The organism is Lacrimispora amygdalina (genome assembly GCF_003432035.1).
Lineage (GTDB): Bacteria > Bacillota > Clostridia > Lachnospirales > Lachnospiraceae > Lacrimispora > Lacrimispora amygdalina.
On the sequence record NZ_QOHO01000045.1, the window covers coordinates 1 to 19,338 of the forward strand.

The 19,338-nt window shown below is 44.6% G+C and carries 20 protein-coding genes; 19 read left to right on the forward strand and 1 reads right to left on the reverse strand.

What is annotated here, in order from left to right:
- Positions 1 to 121: 121 nt before the first annotated feature.
- Genes DS742_RS14560 through DS742_RS14570 form a run of 3 tightly spaced genes read left to right on the forward strand, consistent with a single transcriptional unit; the run spans position 122 to position 1,063 of the window.
- Positions 122 to 496 (forward strand): nuclear transport factor 2-like protein, encoded by a 375-nt coding sequence (locus tag DS742_RS14560; RefSeq protein WP_242996484.1) that lies wholly within the window; start codon positions 122 to 124, stop codon positions 494 to 496.
- The gene (locus tag DS742_RS14565; RefSeq protein ID WP_117417705.1) at positions 493 to 849 is read left to right on the forward strand and encodes a VOC family protein; all 357 of its coding nucleotides are present in this window, start codon (positions 493 to 495) and stop codon (positions 847 to 849) included. The genes DS742_RS14560 and DS742_RS14565 overlap by 4 nt, the downstream gene beginning before the upstream one ends.
- Positions 850 to 871: 22 nt before the next feature.
- Entirely contained in the window at positions 872 to 1,063 is a 192-nt protein-coding gene (locus DS742_RS14570; protein WP_117417706.1) for a hypothetical protein, read from the forward strand.
- 15 nt (positions 1,064 to 1,078) lie between these two features.
- Here DS742_RS14570 and DS742_RS28880 read toward each other — a convergent pair whose 3' ends face one another.
- Positions 1,079 to 1,249: a glycine zipper domain-containing protein gene (locus DS742_RS28880; protein ID WP_170313469.1), complete on the reverse strand. Its 171-nt coding sequence runs from the start codon at positions 1,247 to 1,249 to the stop codon at positions 1,079 to 1,081.
- A 115-nt stretch (positions 1,250 to 1,364) separates the two neighbouring features.
- Between DS742_RS28880 and DS742_RS14575 the strand changes: the two genes are divergently transcribed.
- The 16 genes from DS742_RS14575 (at position 1,365) to DS742_RS14655 (ending at position 19,192) form a co-directional block, all read left to right on the forward strand.
- On the forward strand, positions 1,365 to 2,564 hold the full coding sequence (locus DS742_RS14575; RefSeq protein ID WP_242996485.1) for a winged helix-turn-helix domain-containing protein: 1,200 nt from the start codon (positions 1,365 to 1,367) through the stop codon (positions 2,562 to 2,564).
- A 1-nt stretch (position 2,565) separates the two neighbouring features.
- Positions 2,566 to 3,048: a cupin domain-containing protein gene (locus tag DS742_RS14580; protein ID WP_117417707.1), complete on the forward strand. Its 483-nt coding sequence runs from the start codon at positions 2,566 to 2,568 to the stop codon at positions 3,046 to 3,048.
- A 104-nt stretch (positions 3,049 to 3,152) separates the two neighbouring features.
- The gene (locus DS742_RS14585; protein ID WP_117417708.1) at positions 3,153 to 3,383 is read left to right on the forward strand and encodes a hypothetical protein; all 231 of its coding nucleotides are present in this window, start codon (positions 3,153 to 3,155) and stop codon (positions 3,381 to 3,383) included.
- A gap of 138 nt (positions 3,384 to 3,521) precedes the next feature.
- Complete coding sequence (locus tag DS742_RS14590) at positions 3,522 to 4,232, forward strand: LytR/AlgR family response regulator transcription factor (protein ID WP_117417709.1); 711 nt, start codon at positions 3,522 to 3,524, stop codon at positions 4,230 to 4,232.
- Complete coding sequence (locus tag DS742_RS14595; protein WP_117417710.1) at positions 4,229 to 5,539, forward strand: sensor histidine kinase; 1,311 nt, start codon at positions 4,229 to 4,231, stop codon at positions 5,537 to 5,539. Before DS742_RS14590 ends, DS742_RS14595 begins: the two co-directional genes overlap by 4 nt.
- A gap of 164 nt (positions 5,540 to 5,703) precedes the next feature.
- Entirely contained in the window at positions 5,704 to 8,568 is a 2,865-nt protein-coding gene (locus tag DS742_RS14605) for a glycoside hydrolase family 3 N-terminal domain-containing protein (RefSeq protein WP_117417712.1), read from the forward strand.
- The gene (locus DS742_RS14610) at positions 8,568 to 10,991 is read left to right on the forward strand and encodes a beta-glucosidase (protein ID WP_117417713.1); all 2,424 of its coding nucleotides are present in this window, start codon (positions 8,568 to 8,570) and stop codon (positions 10,989 to 10,991) included. Before DS742_RS14605 ends, DS742_RS14610 begins: the two co-directional genes overlap by 1 nt.
- A gap of 14 nt (positions 10,992 to 11,005) precedes the next feature.
- Complete coding sequence (locus DS742_RS14615) at positions 11,006 to 11,599, forward strand: hypothetical protein (protein ID WP_117417714.1); 594 nt, start codon at positions 11,006 to 11,008, stop codon at positions 11,597 to 11,599.
- Between the two features lie 137 nt (positions 11,600 to 11,736).
- A complete protein-coding gene (locus DS742_RS14620) occupies positions 11,737 to 12,396 on the forward strand; it encodes a hypothetical protein (RefSeq protein WP_147325800.1) in 660 nt (219 codons plus the stop codon).
- Positions 12,389 to 12,598: a hypothetical protein gene (locus DS742_RS14625; RefSeq protein WP_117417716.1), complete on the forward strand. Its 210-nt coding sequence runs from the start codon at positions 12,389 to 12,391 to the stop codon at positions 12,596 to 12,598. Before DS742_RS14620 ends, DS742_RS14625 begins: the two co-directional genes overlap by 8 nt.
- Before the next feature lie 88 nt (positions 12,599 to 12,686).
- Positions 12,687 to 13,967 (forward strand): DNA polymerase Y family protein, encoded by a 1,281-nt coding sequence (locus tag DS742_RS14630; RefSeq protein WP_117417793.1) that lies wholly within the window; start codon positions 12,687 to 12,689, stop codon positions 13,965 to 13,967.
- Positions 13,968 to 13,985: 18 nt separating this feature from the next.
- Positions 13,986 to 14,303, forward strand: coding sequence for a hypothetical protein (locus tag DS742_RS14635; RefSeq protein ID WP_117417717.1), 318 nt, complete (start codon positions 13,986 to 13,988; stop codon positions 14,301 to 14,303).
- Between the two features lie 23 nt (positions 14,304 to 14,326).
- Positions 14,327 to 14,914 (forward strand): SOS response-associated peptidase, encoded by a 588-nt coding sequence (locus tag DS742_RS14640; protein ID WP_117417718.1) that lies wholly within the window; start codon positions 14,327 to 14,329, stop codon positions 14,912 to 14,914.
- Between the two features lie 159 nt (positions 14,915 to 15,073).
- Positions 15,074 to 15,577 (forward strand): MarR family winged helix-turn-helix transcriptional regulator, encoded by a 504-nt coding sequence (locus tag DS742_RS14645; RefSeq protein ID WP_117417719.1) that lies wholly within the window; start codon positions 15,074 to 15,076, stop codon positions 15,575 to 15,577.
- A 4-nt stretch (positions 15,578 to 15,581) separates the two neighbouring features.
- Entirely contained in the window at positions 15,582 to 17,321 is a 1,740-nt protein-coding gene (locus DS742_RS14650) for an ABC transporter ATP-binding protein (protein WP_117417720.1), read from the forward strand.
- Positions 17,321 to 19,192, forward strand: coding sequence for an ABC transporter ATP-binding protein (locus DS742_RS14655; protein WP_117417721.1), 1,872 nt, complete (start codon positions 17,321 to 17,323; stop codon positions 19,190 to 19,192). The genes DS742_RS14650 and DS742_RS14655 overlap by 1 nt, the downstream gene beginning before the upstream one ends.
- Positions 19,193 to 19,338: the final 146 nt, after the last annotated feature.

Genomic DNA, 19,338 nt, shown 5'->3' on the forward strand with positions numbered 1-19,338 from the left:
TAGAGACCGATTTTAATACCTTTTCTTTTATAAAACATGACATACAGCTGTCTTTCTTTCTGTGATATGATCATTCTGCGCCTGATGAATTCTGCGCAGACTAAGTTTGGAGGATTGAAATATGGTTGAAAGAGACAGAATGAATCTCTACTGGAAGTATGTGGCGGAACAAAATGCAGATCAGCTTTTGACTTTTTTTCACGAGAATGGGGTGATTCGCTGGCATTGTACAAATGAACAGTTTACTGTTCCTGAATTCATAAAAGCGAACTGTGAATATCCGGGAAAATGGAACGGAAAGATGGAACGAATGGAGCAGACTGGTAATCAGATTATTACTGTCGCCCATATCTGGTCGGATGAGGTATCCTGTCATGTTGTTTCTTTTTTTCATATGGAACAAGGCAAGATTAAACAGCTGGATGAGTATTGGGGCGATGACGGGGAAATTCCTGAATGGCGTCTTAATATGAAGACAGGCAGGCCGATTCTATGAGGTGTAATTTAAACTCTTTATATTTATGCGTTCATGATATGAAACGTGCCATTGATTTTTATGAAGTATTTTTAGAGCAGCCAGTCACTGTCAGAGATGAGATATACAGCGTTTTCGATATAAATGGATTCCGGTTTGGACTATTTGCTTATGAGAGAAAGGGAGAGCATCATACATTCGGCAGCAACTGCCTCCCAAGTCTTGAGGTTGCCGGCAAGGATATTTTAGAACAGAAACTGAATGGACTGCAGGTGGTCTTTCCGGTTAGTAAAATTGGTGCAAACTGGGTCTGTGAATTTAAGGACAGCGAAGGCAATCATATTGAGATGACTGCTCCGGTCCGGTCTTCTTGACTGTGGGAGGTGTTTCTTATGAGTGAAGACGTTTGTCCGTCTTACCCCGTTTAAAGATCATATCAATATTGAGGATGCCGCATTATTGTCCCATAAGGCCGAACTGGAGCAATATAAAATGACGCCCAGAGGGATGCTTCAAATCTATTTGAATCAGGAAATACCTGCTTCTTTGTTTCAGACAGTTTTTCAGAAAACGCTTATGGGAGAATAACTCTGATTCTATGTATTACAGCTTTTTTCTGAAAAAACCATTTTGAAATAACATACCAAAGACGATCCCCATTGCTAATCCGATTCCAAGATTATTAATTACTGATGCACAGATTAAACCAATGCTGATGCCCAGTGCTAAGCCATTCTGGCAAGAGTCATTTTTGTTAAAATATGAATTTGGCATTATGTATTACCCCTTATGTTTTTTTTAATATATTACATCAGTAATTACATTAAGTACACTGGTATTTTCTGAGAGTAATACATATTTCAGGGACATTTGCAAAGAGAGGGAAGAGATGGAAATGATATCTTTTACAAAGAGACAGGCATGCCGTTTTCTGCTTCGGAAGCATGGACTGCTTGGAGACTATCGGTTTGAGGGAAAGCAGGGGATCATGGACTTTATCCGTCAGGCTGGCTGTATTCAGTTTGACCCGGTGGATGTGTGCGGAAAAAATGCTGAGTTGGTTTTGCAGTCACGGATAAAAAACTTTTCAAAACAGATGCTCTATGATCTTTTATATCAGGACCGTGTACTGGTAGATTATTTTGATAAAAACCTTTCTGTTTTTCCTGTCGGTGACTGGCCTTATTTTGAACGTTACCGAAAGCAGCACCGGCAGTGGGAGCGAAGTCATGAGGCGGTTCATGGGGCACAGTGTCAGGTGAAGCGATATATCGCAGATCTCGGTCCGGTGTGTTCCGGGGACCTGGATATGCCGGATAAGGTGGACTGGTACTGGAGCCGTACCAAACTGTCCAGAGCAGTGCTTGAGCATATGTATTTTACCGGCGAGCTGGCGGTTCATCATAAAACGGGATCGGTCAAGTACTATGATCTCATTGAAACCTGCATTCCTGAGACGATTTTGTCAAGTCCTGATCCGTATCCGGATGAGTATGACCATCAGACATGGCGCATTTTACGCAGAATCGGCGCCGTGGGCCTTATGTGGAACCGGGCTTCTGACGCCTGGCTGAATATCAGCGGCCTGAAATCAGCGGAGAGAAGTGCTGCTTTTGCCCGGCTCTTTGATGAAGAAAAAATCACGAAAGTCCAGGTAGAAGGGGTCAAAGAAGAGTTGTATATGCTGATGGAGGATGTTTCATTAGCCAGACAATGTAAAGATCATACAAACTGGAAAAAAAGATGTGAATTTATTGCCCCGTTAGATAACTTAATGTGGGACCGAAAGTTAATCCAGGCACTTTTTGGCTTTGATTACAAATGGGAGATTTACACTCCCCCGGAAAAACGCAGATACGGACATTACGTGCTGCCAGTGATTTATGGTGATCGTTTTATCGGCAGAATTGAGGCATCTGCCGATACGAAAAAACAGATATTATTGGTAAAAAATATCTGGTTCGAACCAGGCATTAAGCGGTCAAAGGCAATGGATGAAGCCATTGATGCTGCAATCAGACGGTTTTCAATATTTAATCAGTGCAGGGAAATTGCAGTGGAAGATTCATATCAGAATGGAGAAATATAAAATGAATATAGAAAATATAGAAAAACTCTCAAAGCAGTTTATCTGGAGTGATGAAGCGGGGCTGGTTACGAAATCATTAGGGGAATCGGCAGGAAGCCAGAAGCTGTATGTAAATATTGATTATGTTCCTCCCGGAGCATTCAGCACGAAATACCACAGCCATTCACAGCAGGAGGAATTTTTCCTGATTCTGTCTGGAAAAGGGACTTTGCGGTTAAACGGGCAGGAAATGGAAGTGGGAAAAGATGATTTTATCGCAAAACCGGCCGGGAAAGACATTGCTCATACATTCTTTAATTCCGGCAATGAGGTTCTGGTGATTCTTGACGTGGGAACAAAGGAGAATGAGGATACCTGTTATTATCCCGATGAGGATGTTTATATGCAAAAGTCCAATGGGGTAAGACGTATATTCTCCGGTAAACAGACAGACGAATCCTGGTCATCTGATCCTAATTCCGTAAAAAATAATTTAACAGAATAACTGGAAATAATTACCAATTCCATATTTTGGAAATATTATTGATTTTTAGTCTAATTATTGCTAATATATGGTCAGAATACCAGAATCAGCAAGGAGACTTAAATATGGCAAGAGGAGTAAGAAAATCATCGCTTGAAAAGCTTCAGAAGGAATTGGCAGATGTACAGGAATCCATTCAGCAGCACAAGAATTCAATTGCTGAATTAATAGAAAAAGAAAAGGAAATCCAGGAAAAGATCAGTCTGGAACAGTTTAAGGAAGTATCTTCCATTCTGGATCAGCAGAAAATGTCAATTACCGAGTTAAAAGAACTCCTGATTTCCAGAACAAAATAAACAAAATTTTTTATGAGAGGTACCGTTTGGGTATCTCTTTTTTTGATGAGAATCCAAATCCAATCATCTTGCCAGCTGGAAAATTTTGGTGTATCCTTAAGTAAGATGTAACGATTAATCGCACCGGAGGAGAGAGTTATGATTCGTATTGCAGTAGTGGATGATGATGCAGGGAGTGTTTCGCAGATAAAGGAATATTTACTCCGGTATCAGAACGAACGGAATGAGCTGTTTCACATTCTCACTTTTTCTGACGGAGATGAAATTGTTGAAAACTATAAGGCGGAGTACGATATTATTTTACTGGATATAGAAATGAGATTTATGGACGGAATGACGGCGGCCCAGCTGATCAGGGAAAAGGATCCGGAGGTCGTTATTATTTTCATCACCAATATGGCCCAGTATGCCATTAAAGGCTATACCGTCCGTGCAACGGATTATGTGTTAAAACCGGTTTCCTATTTTTCTTTTTCCCAGAGGCTTGATAAGGTGGTCGGGCGCATGAACCGGAATGTTAAAAAGTTTATGGCGGTTAATATAAAGGGGGGGACGGTGAAGCTCTACCTCCCGGATATCTGTTATGTGGAAAGTCTTGGGCATCGGCTTATTTTTCATACCCTCACCGGTGAGTATGTGACCTTTGGAGCGATGAAGGATGCCCAGGAAAAACTGAAAAATTCAAATTTTTTCCGGTGCAGTAAGGGATATCTTCTGAATCTGGAGCATGTGGAAGGTGTGCAGGATGGGTGCGTGCTTATGAAAGGAGCCCGGCTGCCCATCAGCAGGACCAGAAAAAAGGAGTTTATGGAAGAACTGACCAATTATCTTGGAGGGGTTTTATCATGAACCATATTACACTGACAGAGATTCCAAGGCTTTACACCGGGATTGCGGAGTGGGCCGCATGCAGCATCTACGTCTTGAATCTGAAAAGAAAATTCAAGGGACTTTCCCTGGCGGCCGTCATGGGCATTGCATGCCTTCTCCAATGCGGCATACAGCTGGCAGCAGGAACGTTTCCAAAATCATTGTGGATTCCAGGAATGCTTCTGGCAATCGGCCTGATGCAGGCATATTTCATGTTTACCTGTGAGGTTACGGCTGGCAGCGCAGCATATTATTGTGTACGGTCGTTTATTCTGGCAGAATTTACGGCATCTTTGGAGTGGCAGCTTTATTATAATGCGGTACTCAATACCCAGATCTCGGCGGTGTGGCTGGATATTCTTGTTTTTTTCATCGTCTTCGCGGCTGTTTTCGGAGGCGCTTATTTTTTGGAGAGAAAGCACATCCGTAAGGAAAATATTACACTGAAAGAACTGCTGTTTGTGACAGCAACCGGAGTGACTGTATTTTTTGTCAGCAACTTAAGCTTTGTATATTCCAATTCTCCCTTCAGCAGTCAGATTACAAAGGAGATCTTTAACATCAGGACACTTGTGGATCTAAGCGGCCTTGTAATCCTTTTTGCTTATCACATATTAAGGCAGGAGATGCAGGTAAAATATGATTTGGAAGCTATGCGCAACATCCTCCAGAGCCAGTATTCCCAGTACCGGAAATCAGGGGAAAGCATAGAGATGATTAACCGGAAATATCATGACTTAAAACACCAGATCGCTGTTTTGAGAGCAGAACAGGACGCTGCAAAACGGCTGGCATTTTTAGATGAGATGGAAAGTGAGATCCGCACCTATGAAACTCAGAACAAAACAGGCAATTCCGTAGTGGATACCATACTCACCGGGAAAAGTATGACCTGCCAGAGGCATGAGATTGAACTGACTTCCGTGGTCGATGGAAAGCTGTTGAATTTTATCCATGTCATGGACATCTGTACGATTCTTGGAAATGCTTTGGATAATGCCATTGAATGTGCAATACAAATCGAAGACAAGGAGAAACGGCTGATCCACGCAGAGGTCCTTTCCAAAAAAGAATTTGTTGTCATGCGGTTTGAAAATTATTTTGAAGGAAATATCCGGTTTGAGAACAATCAGCCCGCAACCACAAAGGCAAATAAGGAGTATCATGGATATGGCATCAAAAGTATTAAATACACCGTTAAAAAATACAATGGCTGGGTAACCATTGATACGAAAGATAACTGGTTTAAACTGAATGTGGTCATCCCCCTTCCCAGGGAGGAATAAGTTAAAATCCGGCAGCGCTAACCTCCCTAACCGGACAGGCAGCGCTGCTTTTTATGCAGAAAAACCGACCGGTTATGCAATTGACGGTCCGGTAAACCATAACTGTGTTAAAGTAAAAAGACAAAACCAGTTTCTGGTATTATGCATGGAGGAGGATGAAAGAAATGTTACAGATTAACATTGATGATGTATTAAAAATCGTCAAACTGTGTGTACCATATCTCATCGGCTTTGCCGTAGTTGTTGCAGCTGCAGCCGTAGTTATGGTGGTATGCCGAAAGAGGAAGGGGTCCACGAAGTATCTGATCCGCAAAAACAGCCTTATGGCTATGCTTCTGGCTTTTGTTGTGGTTGTAAACTTAATCTGCTGGGGGCCTATGTCCAATCTGATATCACTGGCTACCGGCAGCGGAACCATTTCACAGGAGACATCTGATGAGGCAACAGATCTTTGTACTGAGATTGCGAAGGAAGGGATTGTTCTTCTGAAAAATAATGAAGACCTTCTTCCGTTAAAGAATAATTCCAATTTAAATGTATTTGGCTGGGCTTCCACAAACCCATGCTATGGAGGAACCGGATCCGGATCTCTGTCAAAGGCATATGAGACGGTATCGCTGCTTCAGGGCCTCACGGATGCAGGGTTTAAGCTTAATACCAGCCTGACTGATTTTTATACGGCTTACCGTACAGACCGCCCGAGCGTCGGCATGTGGGATCAGGACTGGACGCTGCCGGAGCCGGCAGCAGACACTTACAGCAGTAAACTCATAGAAGATGCCAAAGCTTTTTCTGATACGGCTATGGTAGTCATTACCCGGGTAGGAGGAGAGGGAGCAGATCTTCCCACCGATGTAAGTAAGGTTACATATACTGATAATTCCAAGGATTATAAGGATTTTGAGCCGGGAGAGCATTATCTGCAGTTAAGCCGGACAGAAAAAAATCTGATGGATCTGGTATGTTCCAGTTTTGATCATGTCATTGTGGTATACAACGGTGCCAATGCCATGGAGCTTGGCTTTGTCAATGATTACAGCCAGATTAAAAGCGCCATCTGGTGCCCTGGCACCGGTCAGTCCGGTTTTAAAGGACTGGGTGAAATTATAAGCGGAGCAGTTAATCCATCGGGAAAAACCAGTGATACATTTGTGACGGATTTAACCAAAGCGCCCAATTATAAGAACTTTGGCAGCTTTACCTACGATAACATGAATGAATTCAAAGGCAAGGCATTTAAGGGAGCAGATACTTATCCAAGCTTTGTAAACTACACAGAAGGCATTTATACAGGCTATCGTTTTTATGAGACAGCGGCTGCAGAGGGACTGATTGATTATAAGAAAGAGGTGCTCTATCCATTCGGTTATGGATTATCCTATACTACTTTTCAGCAGGAGATGGGACAATTAACGGAAAAAGACGGAACAATCTCATTTGATGTGACCGTGACCAATACAGGTAATAACGCGGGTAAGGACGTAGTGGAGGTTTATTACAATCCCCCCTATACCAACAAAGGAATTGAAAAAGCTTCTGCAAACCTGATCGCATTTGATAAAACCGGTACTTTAAAACCAGGGGAGTCCCAGACTGTCAAGATGTCCATTCAGGCAGAAGATATGGCCTCTTTTGATGAGGCCGGCAACGGCTGCTATGTGCTGGAATCCGGCGATTATGGCATATCCATACGGTCCGATTCCCACACCATCATTGCAGAACAGAATTATCACGTACCATCCACTGTGGTGTATAATGAGTCGAAACCACGTACCTCAGATCAAACAGCAGCAGTGAACCGGTTTGCAGATGCCGGCGGGGAGCTGACTTATCTTTCCCGCGCAGATGGATTTGCCAACTATGAGAAAGCCACAGCAGCACCGAAAAGTATGAGCATGCCGGAAAAATACAGGAAAACCTTTGTAAACAACAGCAATTACGATCCCGCCGCCCATAACAATGACAGCGATCAGATGCCGGTGACAGGAGCCAGAAACGGGCTGAAGCTTGCTGATATGCGGGGACTGTCTTTTGATGATCCCAAGTGGGAGAAGCTGCTTGACCAGCTGACTGTAAGCGATATGGATACGATGACTGCAATCGGAGGATATCAGACCTCAGAGGCAAAAAGTGTGAATAAAGTCGGAACAGTGGACTGCGATGGTCCTGCTTCCATCAATAACAACTTTACAGGGACCGGCTCCATCGGTTTTCCGTCTGCCGTCATGATTGCAAGTACCTGGAACCGTGATATTGCAGAAGCATTTGGAGAAAAAATCGGCAGGATGGCAGACGAGATGAAGGTATCCGGCTGGTATGCACCGGCTATGAATATCCACCGCTGTGCATTTGCAGGCCGTAACTTTGAGTATTATTCCGAGGATGGCGTACTTTCGGGACATATGGCAGCCAGTGCGGTTACAGGAGCAGAAAAGCATGGAGTTTATGCATATATCAAGCATTTTGCATTAAATGACCAGGAAACAAACCGCTTAAGCATGCTTTGTACATGGTCCAGCGAGCAGGCAATCCGCGAGATTTATTTAAAACCCTTTGAAATTGCAGTAAAAGAGGGGCACGCAAAGGCAGTCATGTCTTCCTTTAACTATATAGGAACCGTGTACTCCGGCGCCAATGATACACTGCTTAACAAGGTTCTTCGTGACGAATGGGGATTCCGGGGATTTGTTCTCACCGATTATTTTGGAGGCTATGGATACCAGAATGCAGATCAGGAGATCCGCAACGGGAATGATGCCATGCTGGTTGCCTATGATACGGAGACAAATCATGTAAAAGACAAGACCAGCGCCACCAGCTTAAATGCCATGCGCAAATCCTGCAAAAATATCATGTACACAGTGGTAAACAGCCGTGCCTATGAAGGGGATAATGCAAACGTAAGTCTGCTCATGTGGCAGATCGCTGCGATCATAATCGACGTGGTTCTGGCAGCAGGGTTTATCCTTTTGGAAGTGAGAATTATAAAAAGCTACAAAAAACGGATGGAAGAGGAAGGAATGGCATAATGAAGCATGAGGATATCATTCGAAAAATGACTATGGAAGAAAAGGCGGCCTTTTTAAGCGGAAAGAACGTCTGGCAGTCCAGGAATATCGACCGGCTGGGGATTGCTTCCATATTTTGCGCGGATGGTCCCCATGGAGTCCGTAAACAGGCCGGTGCAGGGGATCATTTAGGACTCAATGCGTCTCTGCCGGCTACCTGCTTTCCCACGGCTGCGGCCGTGGCGAACAGCTGGGATGAGAATCTTGCAGAGGAAATCGGAAAGGCCCTGGGAGAAGAGGCTTCCAGCCAGGAAGTAAATGTTTTGCTGGGACCGGGACTTAATATCAAACGAAGTCCTCTCTGCGGAAGGAATTTTGAATATTTTTCAGAAGATCCTCTTTTGTCCGGAAAGATGGCGGCGGCCTATATAAGGGGAATCCAGAGCCAGGGAGTCTATGCCTGCCCGAAACATTTCGCAGTCAACAGCCAGGAACGGCTCCGGATGTCGGTTGATTCCATTCTCGATGAACGGACACTCAGGGAGATCTATCTGGAAGGCTTTGAAATTGCAGTAAAAGAGGGCGGCGCAAAATCCATTATGACCAGCTACAATGCGGTAAATGGGGTTTATGCCAATGAAAACAAGCATCTTCTGAAGGATATTCTTCGCGGTGACTGGAAGTTTGACGGAATTGTCATCACAGACTGGGGCGGTTCCAATAGTCATGTGGAAGGCGTTGCTGCAGGATCTGATTTAGAGATGCCGGCGCCGGGACTGGGTTCTGCAAGGGAATTAATAGCGGCAGTGGAAAATGGCACGCTCACCATGGAGGAACTGGATGCCTGTGTGGATGACTTATTAGATGCTGTACTGAGTCTTACAGCTGCTCAAAAGAGCGGAAAAAAATCCTTTGACTTACAGGCACATCATGAACTGGCCCGGAAAGCATCTCTGGAGAGCATTGTTCTGCTTAAAAATGAAGATGGGCTGCTTCCCCTGGATTCCGGCTGTAAAGTCGCGGTAATCGGAGATTTTGCATTTACCCCCCGTTATCAGGGGGCAGGATCTTCCATTGTAAATCCTCTGTCCCTGGAGACGATTGAGTCGGTTATACAGAGTGCCGACTTAAACCTGGTGGGATGTTCCAAAGGGTATCAGAGAAATGGAAAAGAAGACGAAACGCTTAAAAAAGAGGCTCTTGAACTGGCTGCAAAAGCCGATGCAGTTCTTTACTGCTTCGGGCTTGACGAACTGAGTGAATCAGAGGGGCAGGACCGGACCCATCTGGAAATACCAGGCAGCCAGATCAGTCTGCTGAAAGCTCTGGCCAAAGTAAATCCCAATATTGTGGGAATTTTAAGTGCCGGCTCTGTCATTGAACTTCCGTGGCAGTCCTGCTGCAAATCCATTCTTCATGGTTACTTAGGAGGCCAGGCAGGTGCGGGGGCCATGGTACGGGTGATAACCGGCGAGGTCAATCCCTCCGGCCGCTTAGCCGAGAGTTATCCCGTAAAGCTTGGGGATACCCCGGCATATCATTATTTTCCGGGAAAAGAACGCTGCGCAGAATACAGGGAAGGGCTCTTCGTGGGATACCGGTATTACGACACGGCAGGAATTCCCGTCTGTTATCCTTTCGGTTTTGGATTGTCTTACACAACATTTGTGTATTCCGATCTGCAGTTATCCGAAAGCGGTGTGCGTTTTACGATTACCAACAAGGGGGACCGGGATGGAAAAGAGGTGGCCCAGCTCTATGTGGGCGGACCCAGAGAAAGAATTTTCCGTCCGGTTAAAGAATTGAAAGGCTTTGCAAAGGTTTATTTAAAAGCGGGGGAGAGTAAGACCGTGGAGATCCCCTTTGACGATAAGACTTTTCGGTACTGGAATGTGGCGACGAACCGCTTTGAAGTGGAAAAGGGAGATTATACCATATACATTGGAGCCAGTGTAAAAGATTTAAGATTAAGAACAACTTTTGCACTTGAAGGTACCACGAATATACTGCCTTACACACCGGAAAAAATGAAATCCTATTATACGGGTTTTATCACCGATGTATCCGCTGAAGAATTTGAAGCGCTGCTGGGACACCCCATTCCCGACGGAAAATGGAGCGGGGAGCTGGGAATTAACGATGCATTCTGCCAGATGTACTATGCAAAGAGCAGGCTGGCAAGGCTGGTCTATGGCATCCTGACAGGTTTGAAAAACAAAAGTGAAGCAAAAGGAAAACCGGATTTAAACCTTCTTTTTATTTACAGCATGCCGTTTCGGGGAATTGCCAAAATGACAAATGGAGTTGTCAGCATGGAAATGGCAGAAGGAATGGTTTTGGCCGTTAACGGACATTTCCTGAAAGGAATGAAAAAGGTGATAGGGGGCTTTTTTTCCAATGCAAAAGCGAACAGGACTTATGAAAAAAAACTATCCGGGAAATAGATTGGAGTGATGGAATGCTGGCAGGTTTGAAAAAGGGATGGAAGTCGTTTAACGGCAAACATCCTGCAATGGCGCAATTTATAATATTTTTTATCGTATCCAACGGAGTAACGCTTCTGCAGATGGTTTTAATGCCGGTTTTCCGGAATGTGTTTGAAATGACCGCTCTTGCAGACACGAATTTCCAGATCGGACACATCGGCTCCAATCTGGATGGCTCTCCGTATTATATTTTTAATTATGCAGCAGGAACGCTTTCAGATGGGGGAGGCGGAGGACTTGCTTATTTTCTGGCAGTGGAGATTACCATGGCCATTGCGCAGGTAATTAATTTCTTCCTCCAGAGGAATGTGACATTTAAAGCCAGTAACAGTGCTCTTAAGGCTGCCATGTGGTATGTGATTGCCTACGTGATTATTACCATCGGTGCAGCCGCTTTACAGGGACTTTATAAGGCACCGGTCTATGATCTGTTTATGAACAGGCTCAATCTGGGAAGAGGCGGAGAGACGATGGCAGATGTGATTACCATGCTGATTAATTCGGCTGTCTCATTCTGGGTATTTTTCCCCATCTTCCGGGTTATTTTTAAAAACAAGGAAGCTTAAAGAAGCAGTTAAAATGAGCGGAGGTCCGGTTGTATGGACTTCCGCTTTTCACATGGAAAAAATAAAACAGACACAAATGAAGGGCGGGCAGCATATTCTGAATGGTACTATAAAAATATAAAAGGAAATTCAGAACCATGCAAAGGGGGAAATACTACCGGGATTGTCTTCCGGTGAGGAAACCATATTGCTGTCTCAAAGCAGTCCGCAGAGAGAGAAACGCATTAAGAGCGTGGATCAAAGGCATACTCTGGTACAAACAGGCGCTGAAGCGGGAACCCTTCATCACAGCAAAAGTAAAGAGCGTGGCAGAACAGACTGATGTGGAGATGGCCGGCACCGAATACCGGATTAAGACAGTCAGCTCTTATTTAAAAAAATTCTGCAGGAAATACAGCCAGACAGGGCAGGCATGTGAAATAAAAGATATCCTGCGCTACACCTATACGGTTTCTCCGGAGCTGCTTTCAGAAAAAGTAATAAAAATCATTGAGATCTATCAGGATTCAGGTTATAATACGGTTGAAATTAAGAATTACTGGCTTGACAGTCAAAATCCCTATAATGGAATCAATACCATTCTGCGTTCCCCCCAGGGGCAGGCATTTGAGCTCCAGTATCATACACCGGAGAGCTTCGGAGTAAAGAGCGGGAAGATACATGAACTGTATGAGAAACAGAGGCTGATAAGGGATGTGAGCAGCAGGGAATACATAGAACTGGGTGATCAGATGTTTGAACTTTCTGATTCTATGGAGATTCCAAAGGGTATAGAAAAGGTGAAATGTCATGGATGAGATCAGGTTTCTTAAATTAACCGATTATGAAAACAAAGGGACTGTGATTAAGCAGGCAGGAAGGCAGTTCTTTGGCTATGAAAACGGAGAATGGGTGAGGCGGGGACTGTCGCTGGGATATTTTTATCCCGATGCTCCGGAATTTGAATGCTATGAAGTGATTACCGAAACAGAGGCGAAGCGGCTTTTGAATGAAAAATGAGAGGATGTATTCCCATAAGAAATACATCCTTTTATTTCCACTATTAATCGAACATACATTCGGTTATCATATACTCAGAGGTGAGCATATGAATCGGGTTATTTTTCATATTGATGTAAATTCTGCGTTTTTAAGCTGGGAAGCGGTCTACCGGCTGAAGCATCTTTCCGGGAATCTGGACCTGCGGCTGGTGCCTTCCGCAGTGGGGGGAGATGTTACCATGCGTCATGGCATCATTCTGGCAAAGAGCATCCCGGCAAAGAAGTATGGCATTCACACAGGACAGTCTGTTACGGAGGCGCTGCAGAAATGTCCCGGGCTTTTACTGGTTCCGCCTAATTATAATTTGTACCAGCGGTCTTCCGATGCTTTTATCCGCATTCTGAAGGAGTATTCTCCCACAGTGGAACAGTATTCCATTGATGAGGCATACATGGATATGACGGGGATGGAGGCGCTTTTTGGGGAACCCGGGGACGCCGCTCTGGAAATCGGAAAGAGAATCAGGGAGGAACTGGGATTTACCGTTAATATCGGTATTGCGGATAATAAGGTTTTAGCGAAGATGGCATCGGATTTTAAAAAGCCGGACCGGGTTCATACGCTTTGGACCGGGGAAATCCGGGAAAAGCTGTGGCCTTTGCCGGTCAGTGACCTGTTTTTTGTAGGCAGGGCTACATTCCGAAAGCTTGGCCAGCTTGGGATAAAGACCATCGGAGATCTGGCAGGAACCGATCCTGGCCTGGTAAAAAGCCATTTCGGCAAAATGGGAGAGGTGATCTGGGGATTTGCCCACGGACTGGATTTTTCAGCGGTAGAACCGGTGCCGCCGCCCAATAAAGGATATGGAAACAGTACTACCATTGCCTTTGATGTAACGGAGAGGGAACATGCCCATCTGGTGCTTTTATCCCTTGCCGAGACACTGGCAGCAAGACTGCGGTCCGATAAAGTCCGTGCCGGAGTTCTGTCTGTGGGAATCAAAGACTGGGATTTTCATTATTACAGCCATCAGGCCCCTCTTTCTTCGCCTACCAATATAACCGAAGAGATTTTTAAGACAGCGTGCCGGGTATTCGATGAGGCCTGGGATAAATTGCCGGTCCGCCATCTTGGTATCCACACGAGTCAGATCACTAAGGGGAGTGAAAGGCAGCTTGGCCTGTTTGATACAGGGGACTATGAGCGGCTGGAACGCCTTGACCGGACCGTGGATGAGATCAGAAAGCGGTTTGGCAATGATTCCATTATAAGAGCCTCGTTCTTAACATCACCCCAGAACGGACCTGCCTGGTGTCTGGACCATATGGGAGGGGGAATCAGCAGGGAGAAAAGGACCGTGGATTACAGCAGGCAGACTATTTTATAAAAACAGGAAGTGAGAAGGATGTCCTCTTTTGGAATCGGAATCAATGCAGAGGCGATTGACAGCGGAGAATTAAAAGGTAAAATGTATCATATAGCGTGTAAGGCGTGGTTTACGGCCAGCTGTAATTTAAGGCCCTTAAGCTTTAAGTTTGAGGGCGATGACGGAGAAATCCGGACTGTGAGAGAGATTACGGTAAAGCATAGTGAGAATAAAAATTATTCGGGAATTCCCTCAAAAGAATATGCATGCGAAGCCATAATCGGAGGAATACGCCATGAATTTAAGCTGATATTTTACATGGAAGCCTGTAAATGGGTTATGATATTACCAAAATAAAAGCGAAGGGAAGGGAGTAAAGCGTGTGCGGAAGGTATTATGTGGATGATGAGACAGCACGGGAGATTGAAAAGCTGGTAAAGGAAATTGATCATAAAATAAACAGGGAGAGGCTTACAGGAGACGTTCATCCGGCTGATCAGGCCATGGTCCTTATAAACAGGGACTGCAAGGTAATGCCTGCCCTGCAGCGCTGGGGATTACCCGGCTTTCAGAAAAAAGGTGTGATCTTTAATGCCAGATCAGAAACAGTGCTTGAAAAGCCCATGTTCCGTGAAAGCATCCTGCGGCGCAGGGCAGTCATTCCCTGCAGCGGATTTTATGAATGGAGCAAAAACAGGGAGAAAGCAGCATTTTACCGGGAAGGTGCTCCCATCATGTTTCTGGCAGGTTTTTACAATCATGGAGAGGAAGACCGGTTTGTCATTCTCACTACCAATGCCAATCCTTTTGTTGCGCCTGTCCATGACCGGATGCCGCTGATTCTGGAAAAGAGTGAGATCGAAGACTGGCTTTCCCATGAAGAAGCGTTCCGCAGTATGCTGGCGGAGAGGCAGATCCCTCTGAAACGGCGTCAGGAGTATGAACAGCAGGAACTAAGGCTGTTCTAGCTGCATAATTGAGATTTTATATCAAAAACATACAAAAAAACAGGAAACCAGCCGCCTGAATTCCATGAATTATATGATTGCAAACGGAACCAGGCGGTGTTATAATTCCATATAGTTAATTAGCTAATTATTAACAGGCTAACAAAAGGAGGCGTAAGAATGAAACCGATGTGCCATTTCAGAGCGGAAGGATCAATGGAGATGAGTTCGCCGATGCACAGCGTAATGACAAAATATATGAAAATCATGAAGATGCACCGGTGCCTTTTGGATGAGCAGGGGAAGCAGACCGGGGTGTACCGCAGCCAGCATCAGATCTTAATGATGCTTTCAGAGCATTCCAATGTATCTCAGAAGGAGATTGCAAAACGACTTTATGTTTCTACTGCGACCATTGCGGTATCAGTAAAGAAGCTGGAAAAAGGAGGTTACATTACCCGGATCGTGGACAAAGAGGATAATCGGATGAATCAGCTGTGTCTGACAGAGAAAGGGAAGGATATGGTAGGCAAAAGCCGGGAATATTTCCGTAATGTAGAAATCAAGATGTTTCAGGGCTTTTCCGATGAAGATTTAATTTACATGGGTCAGGTGCTGGACCGCATTTATGATAATTTATCCCAGATACCTGTAGAAAAGGACATGGCAGAAAGAGAGGAATAACAACTTGAAACGATACTGGAAATATATAAGACCCTATCTGGGTGCTTTTATTCTGGCTCCCATTCTCATGCTCACGGAAGTTTTTGGAGAGATATTGCTGCCCAGGCTGACTTCCATGATTATCAATAACGGAGTGTTGGAAAGAAATGAAGCCTATATTGTAAAAATGGGTATTATCATGGTTTTGATAGCTGTCATTATGGCAATTGGGGGAATCGGAGCCGCCTTTTATTCGGCAAAGGCCTCCATCAGCTTCAGCACAGATTTAAGAAAAGATGTTTTCCATAAAGTACAGGATTTTTCTTTTAAAAATATTGATGATTTCAGTACAGGATCACTGGTGACCAGACTGACCAATGATATCCAGCAGATTCAAAACGTAGTGATGTTAACCCTTCGTATGATGTTTCGGGCTCCGGGTATGCTCATAGGAGGGCTGATTATGGCATATTTAATGAACAGGCAGCTGGTCAGCATTCTTCTGGTGGTCATTCCGGTTCTGGTCATCCTGATCGCAATTATACTCGTTGTAGCGTTTCCACGGTTTGAGGTCATGCAGAAGAAAATCGACCGGTTAAACTCCGGCGTGCAGGAAGCGTTAACCAATGTCAGGGTTATTAAATCCTTTGTCAGGGAAACCCATGAGGAAGAAAAGTTTAAAACGACCAACCGGGATTTAAAAGAAGGCAGCTTAAACGCGATGAAGGTAGTGATTACTGCCATGCCGTTGATGATGCTGATGATGAACATCACTACCATTGCCGTCGTATGGTATGGAGGAAATTTAATTATCGCAGGCAGAATGCCTGTGGGGGATTTAACTGCATTTACCATATATATTGTTCAGATTCTGATGTCTTTGATGATGCTTTCCATGGTCTTTTTACAGGCCTCCCGTGCAATGGCCTCTTTAAAGAGAGTAAAAGAGGTCTTGGATACGGAAATTGACTTAACCGATGAACAGGCTTCAGAAAAATCGGCACAGATCGCTGCTGGAAAAGTTGAGTTTAAGAATGTGTGTTTTCAGTATACAAAGGGAACAGAGGATCTGGTCCTGGATCATATAAACTTCACTGCAAATCCTGGTGAGACCATCGGTATAATCGGTGCGACCGGAAGCGGTAAAACCTCTCTGGTTCAGCTGATTCCCCGTCTTTACGATGCAGATGAGGGAGAAGTGCTGGTGGACGGAATCAATGTAAAAGACTATTCCATCCGGAATTTAAGAGAAGGAGTTGGAATGGTGCTGCAGAAAAATGTTCTTTTTTCCGGAACCATTGAAGAAAATTTAAGATGGGGAAATGAAACAGCCGGTATGGATGAAATAATCCTCATGTCGGAAAGTGCCCAGGCCCATGGATTCATTACCAGCTTTAAAGACGGGTATGATACAGACTTGGGACAGGGCGGATCCAACGTTTCCGGAGGACAAAAGCAAAGGCTTTGTATCGCAAGAACCCTTTTAAAGAAGCCTAAAATCCTGATTCTCGATGACAGCACGTCTGCAGTGGATACGGCGACAGAAGCAAAAATCAGACAGAGCTTTACAACCACCCTTAAGAATACTACTAAATTCATCATTGCCCAGAGAATCGGGTCAGTGGAATATGCGGATAAAATAATTGTTCTGGATGAAGGAAAAATAGCCGGAATCGGAACCCACCAGGAACTTATGGAAACCTGCGAGGCTTATCAGGAGATTTATTATTCACAGAAAGACCGGGAAAAGGAGGCAGGTGCATAATGGATGAACAAAAGAAGATCGAAAGCTTAAAAAGGCGTTACGGCCGGTCTGCCCCGATTCCAAAGGGCGCAAGAGGCATGGGAGGGCCTGGACATGGAAGGCAAATGAAAAAAGGCGCTCCAAAGAATGCCAATGTCACCGCCAGACGTTTGCTGGCTTATTTAAAAGAATACAGAGCACAGATGGCAATTGCATTCCTCTGTGTAATAATCGGAACTCTTTCCAATTTGGGCGGCGCTTATATGCTGCGCCCCATAATGAATCGGTTCATTGCTCCGTTAGACGGAAGCAGGGGAGATGCGGCCGGTCTTGCAAAAGGTCTTGCTGTCATGGCGGCGGTTTTCCTGGTGGGAGTGCTGGCTAACTATGTCCAGTCTAAAATCATGATCACAGTTGCCCAGAATGCCCTCCAGAAGATAAGAGATGATCTGTTTAAAAAGATGCAGACTCTTCCGGTGCGGTTTTATGATACCAACAATACCGGTGATTTGATGAGCCGGTTCAGCAATGACGTGGATACCATCGGCCAGATGCTGAGCAATACCTTAATCCAGCTATTCTCAGGAGCATTAAGTATTGTGGGAACCCTGTTTCTTATGATCTATACAAATATCTGGCTGACCCTGGTGACTCTGGTGCTCATACCGGTTATGATGAAATCGGCAGGGATGATTGCTGCAAGAAGCCAGAAATACTTTTCCGCCCAGCAAAGTTCCCTGGGAGCAGTCAACGGATATATTGAAGAGACCATCAGCGGGCAAAAGGTGGTAAAGGTATTCTGCCACGAGCAGGATGCGGAAGAGGAATTTGGTATTCTTAATGAGGATTTAAAAAATAACATGATACATGCCCAGTTTTTTGGCGGTGTCATGATGCCGGTTATGTTTAACTTAAGCCAGTTAAATTATATTTTAACTGCCTGTATCGGTGCTCTTTTGTGTGTGATCAGAGGATTCGATGTAGGCGGACTGACTGTATTTTTAAACTTTTCCAGACAGTTCAGCCGGCCGATCAATGAAATCTCCATGCAGATCAGCAACGTTTTCTCCGCACTTGCAGGCGCAGAACGGGTATTTGCAATTATGGATGAAAGTCCGGAGCCTGCAGATGGGGAAGATGCAAAAGAGTTAGAACCAATGAATGGATTTGTGGAATTAAGGAACGTAACCTTTGGTTATAGTCCGGAAAAAGTGATCTTAAAAGATATCAGCCTTTATGCAAAGCCGGGTCAGAAAATTGCTTTTGTAGGCTCAACCGGAGCTGGTAAAACCACAATCACCAATTTGCTCAACCGTTTTTACGACATTCAGGGCGGAGAAATCACCATTGACGGCGTAAATATCCGAAACATAAAACGGGAAAACCTTCGCAGAAACATCGCCATGGTGCTCCAGGATACCCATTTGTTTACAGGAACCGTAATGGAGAATATCCGCTATGGGCGGCTTGATGCAACCGATGAAGAGGTCATTGAGGCAGCAAAAACAGCTTCTGCCTATTCCTTCATCATGAGGCTGCACGACGGGTTTCAAACGGTTCTGGAAGGAGACGGAGCCAATTTAAGCCAGGGTCAGAGACAGCTTCTCAATATAGCAAGAGCAGCCATCTCCAAAGCTCCCATTTTAATTCTTGACGAAGCGACGAGCTCCGTGGATACAAGAACGGAAAAGCACATTGAGCTGGGAATGGACCGCCTTATGACCAACCGGACCACCTTTGTTATTGCACACCGTCTGTCCACGGTAAGAAATGCCAATGCCATTATGGTACTGGAAAACGGTGAGATTATTGAGCGGGGCGATCACGAAGATCTGTTAAAACAGAGGGGACGGTATTATCAGCTTCATACCGGAGCAGCAGAACTGGATTAATCTATCGTTTTTACCAGTTGTATCAGTCTGGGAGCATTGGACAAAGCTATGAACAGGAAAAAATTTCCTGTTCTGGCATGTCGGATGCTCCTGTTTTGTTATTATTTTTTTTAATAAATAAATGGGCTTATTAATGAAAAATATTT

Coding starts and splice junctions, on each gene's coding strand:
- DS742_RS14560 (WP_242996484.1), top strand. CDS start 122: ATGGTTGAAAGAGACAGAATGAATCTCTACTGGAAGTATGTGGCGGAA.
- DS742_RS14565 (WP_117417705.1), top strand. CDS start 493: ATGAGGTGTAATTTAAACTCTTTATATTTATGCGTTCATGATATGAAA.
- DS742_RS28880 (WP_170313469.1), bottom strand. CDS start 1,249: ATGCCAAATTCATATTTTAACAAAAATGACTCTTGCCAGAATGGCTTA.
- DS742_RS14575 (WP_242996485.1), top strand. CDS start 1,365: ATGGAAATGATATCTTTTACAAAGAGACAGGCATGCCGTTTTCTGCTT.
- DS742_RS14580 (WP_117417707.1), top strand. CDS start 2,566: ATGAATATAGAAAATATAGAAAAACTCTCAAAGCAGTTTATCTGGAGT.
- DS742_RS14585 (WP_117417708.1), top strand. CDS start 3,153: ATGGCAAGAGGAGTAAGAAAATCATCGCTTGAAAAGCTTCAGAAGGAA.
- DS742_RS14590 (WP_117417709.1), top strand. CDS start 3,522: ATGATTCGTATTGCAGTAGTGGATGATGATGCAGGGAGTGTTTCGCAG.
- DS742_RS14595 (WP_117417710.1), top strand. CDS start 4,229: ATGAACCATATTACACTGACAGAGATTCCAAGGCTTTACACCGGGATT.
- DS742_RS14605 (WP_117417712.1), top strand. CDS start 5,704: ATGTTACAGATTAACATTGATGATGTATTAAAAATCGTCAAACTGTGT.
- DS742_RS14610 (WP_117417713.1), top strand. CDS start 8,568: ATGAAGCATGAGGATATCATTCGAAAAATGACTATGGAAGAAAAGGCG.
- DS742_RS14615 (WP_117417714.1), top strand. CDS start 11,006: ATGCTGGCAGGTTTGAAAAAGGGATGGAAGTCGTTTAACGGCAAACAT.
- DS742_RS14620 (WP_147325800.1), top strand. CDS start 11,737: ATGCAAAGGGGGAAATACTACCGGGATTGTCTTCCGGTGAGGAAACCA.
- DS742_RS14625 (WP_117417716.1), top strand. CDS start 12,389: ATGGATGAGATCAGGTTTCTTAAATTAACCGATTATGAAAACAAAGGG.
- DS742_RS14630 (WP_117417793.1), top strand. CDS start 12,687: ATGAATCGGGTTATTTTTCATATTGATGTAAATTCTGCGTTTTTAAGC.
- DS742_RS14635 (WP_117417717.1), top strand. CDS start 13,986: ATGTCCTCTTTTGGAATCGGAATCAATGCAGAGGCGATTGACAGCGGA.
- DS742_RS14645 (WP_117417719.1), top strand. CDS start 15,074: ATGAAACCGATGTGCCATTTCAGAGCGGAAGGATCAATGGAGATGAGT.
- DS742_RS14655 (WP_117417721.1), top strand. CDS start 17,321: ATGGATGAACAAAAGAAGATCGAAAGCTTAAAAAGGCGTTACGGCCGG.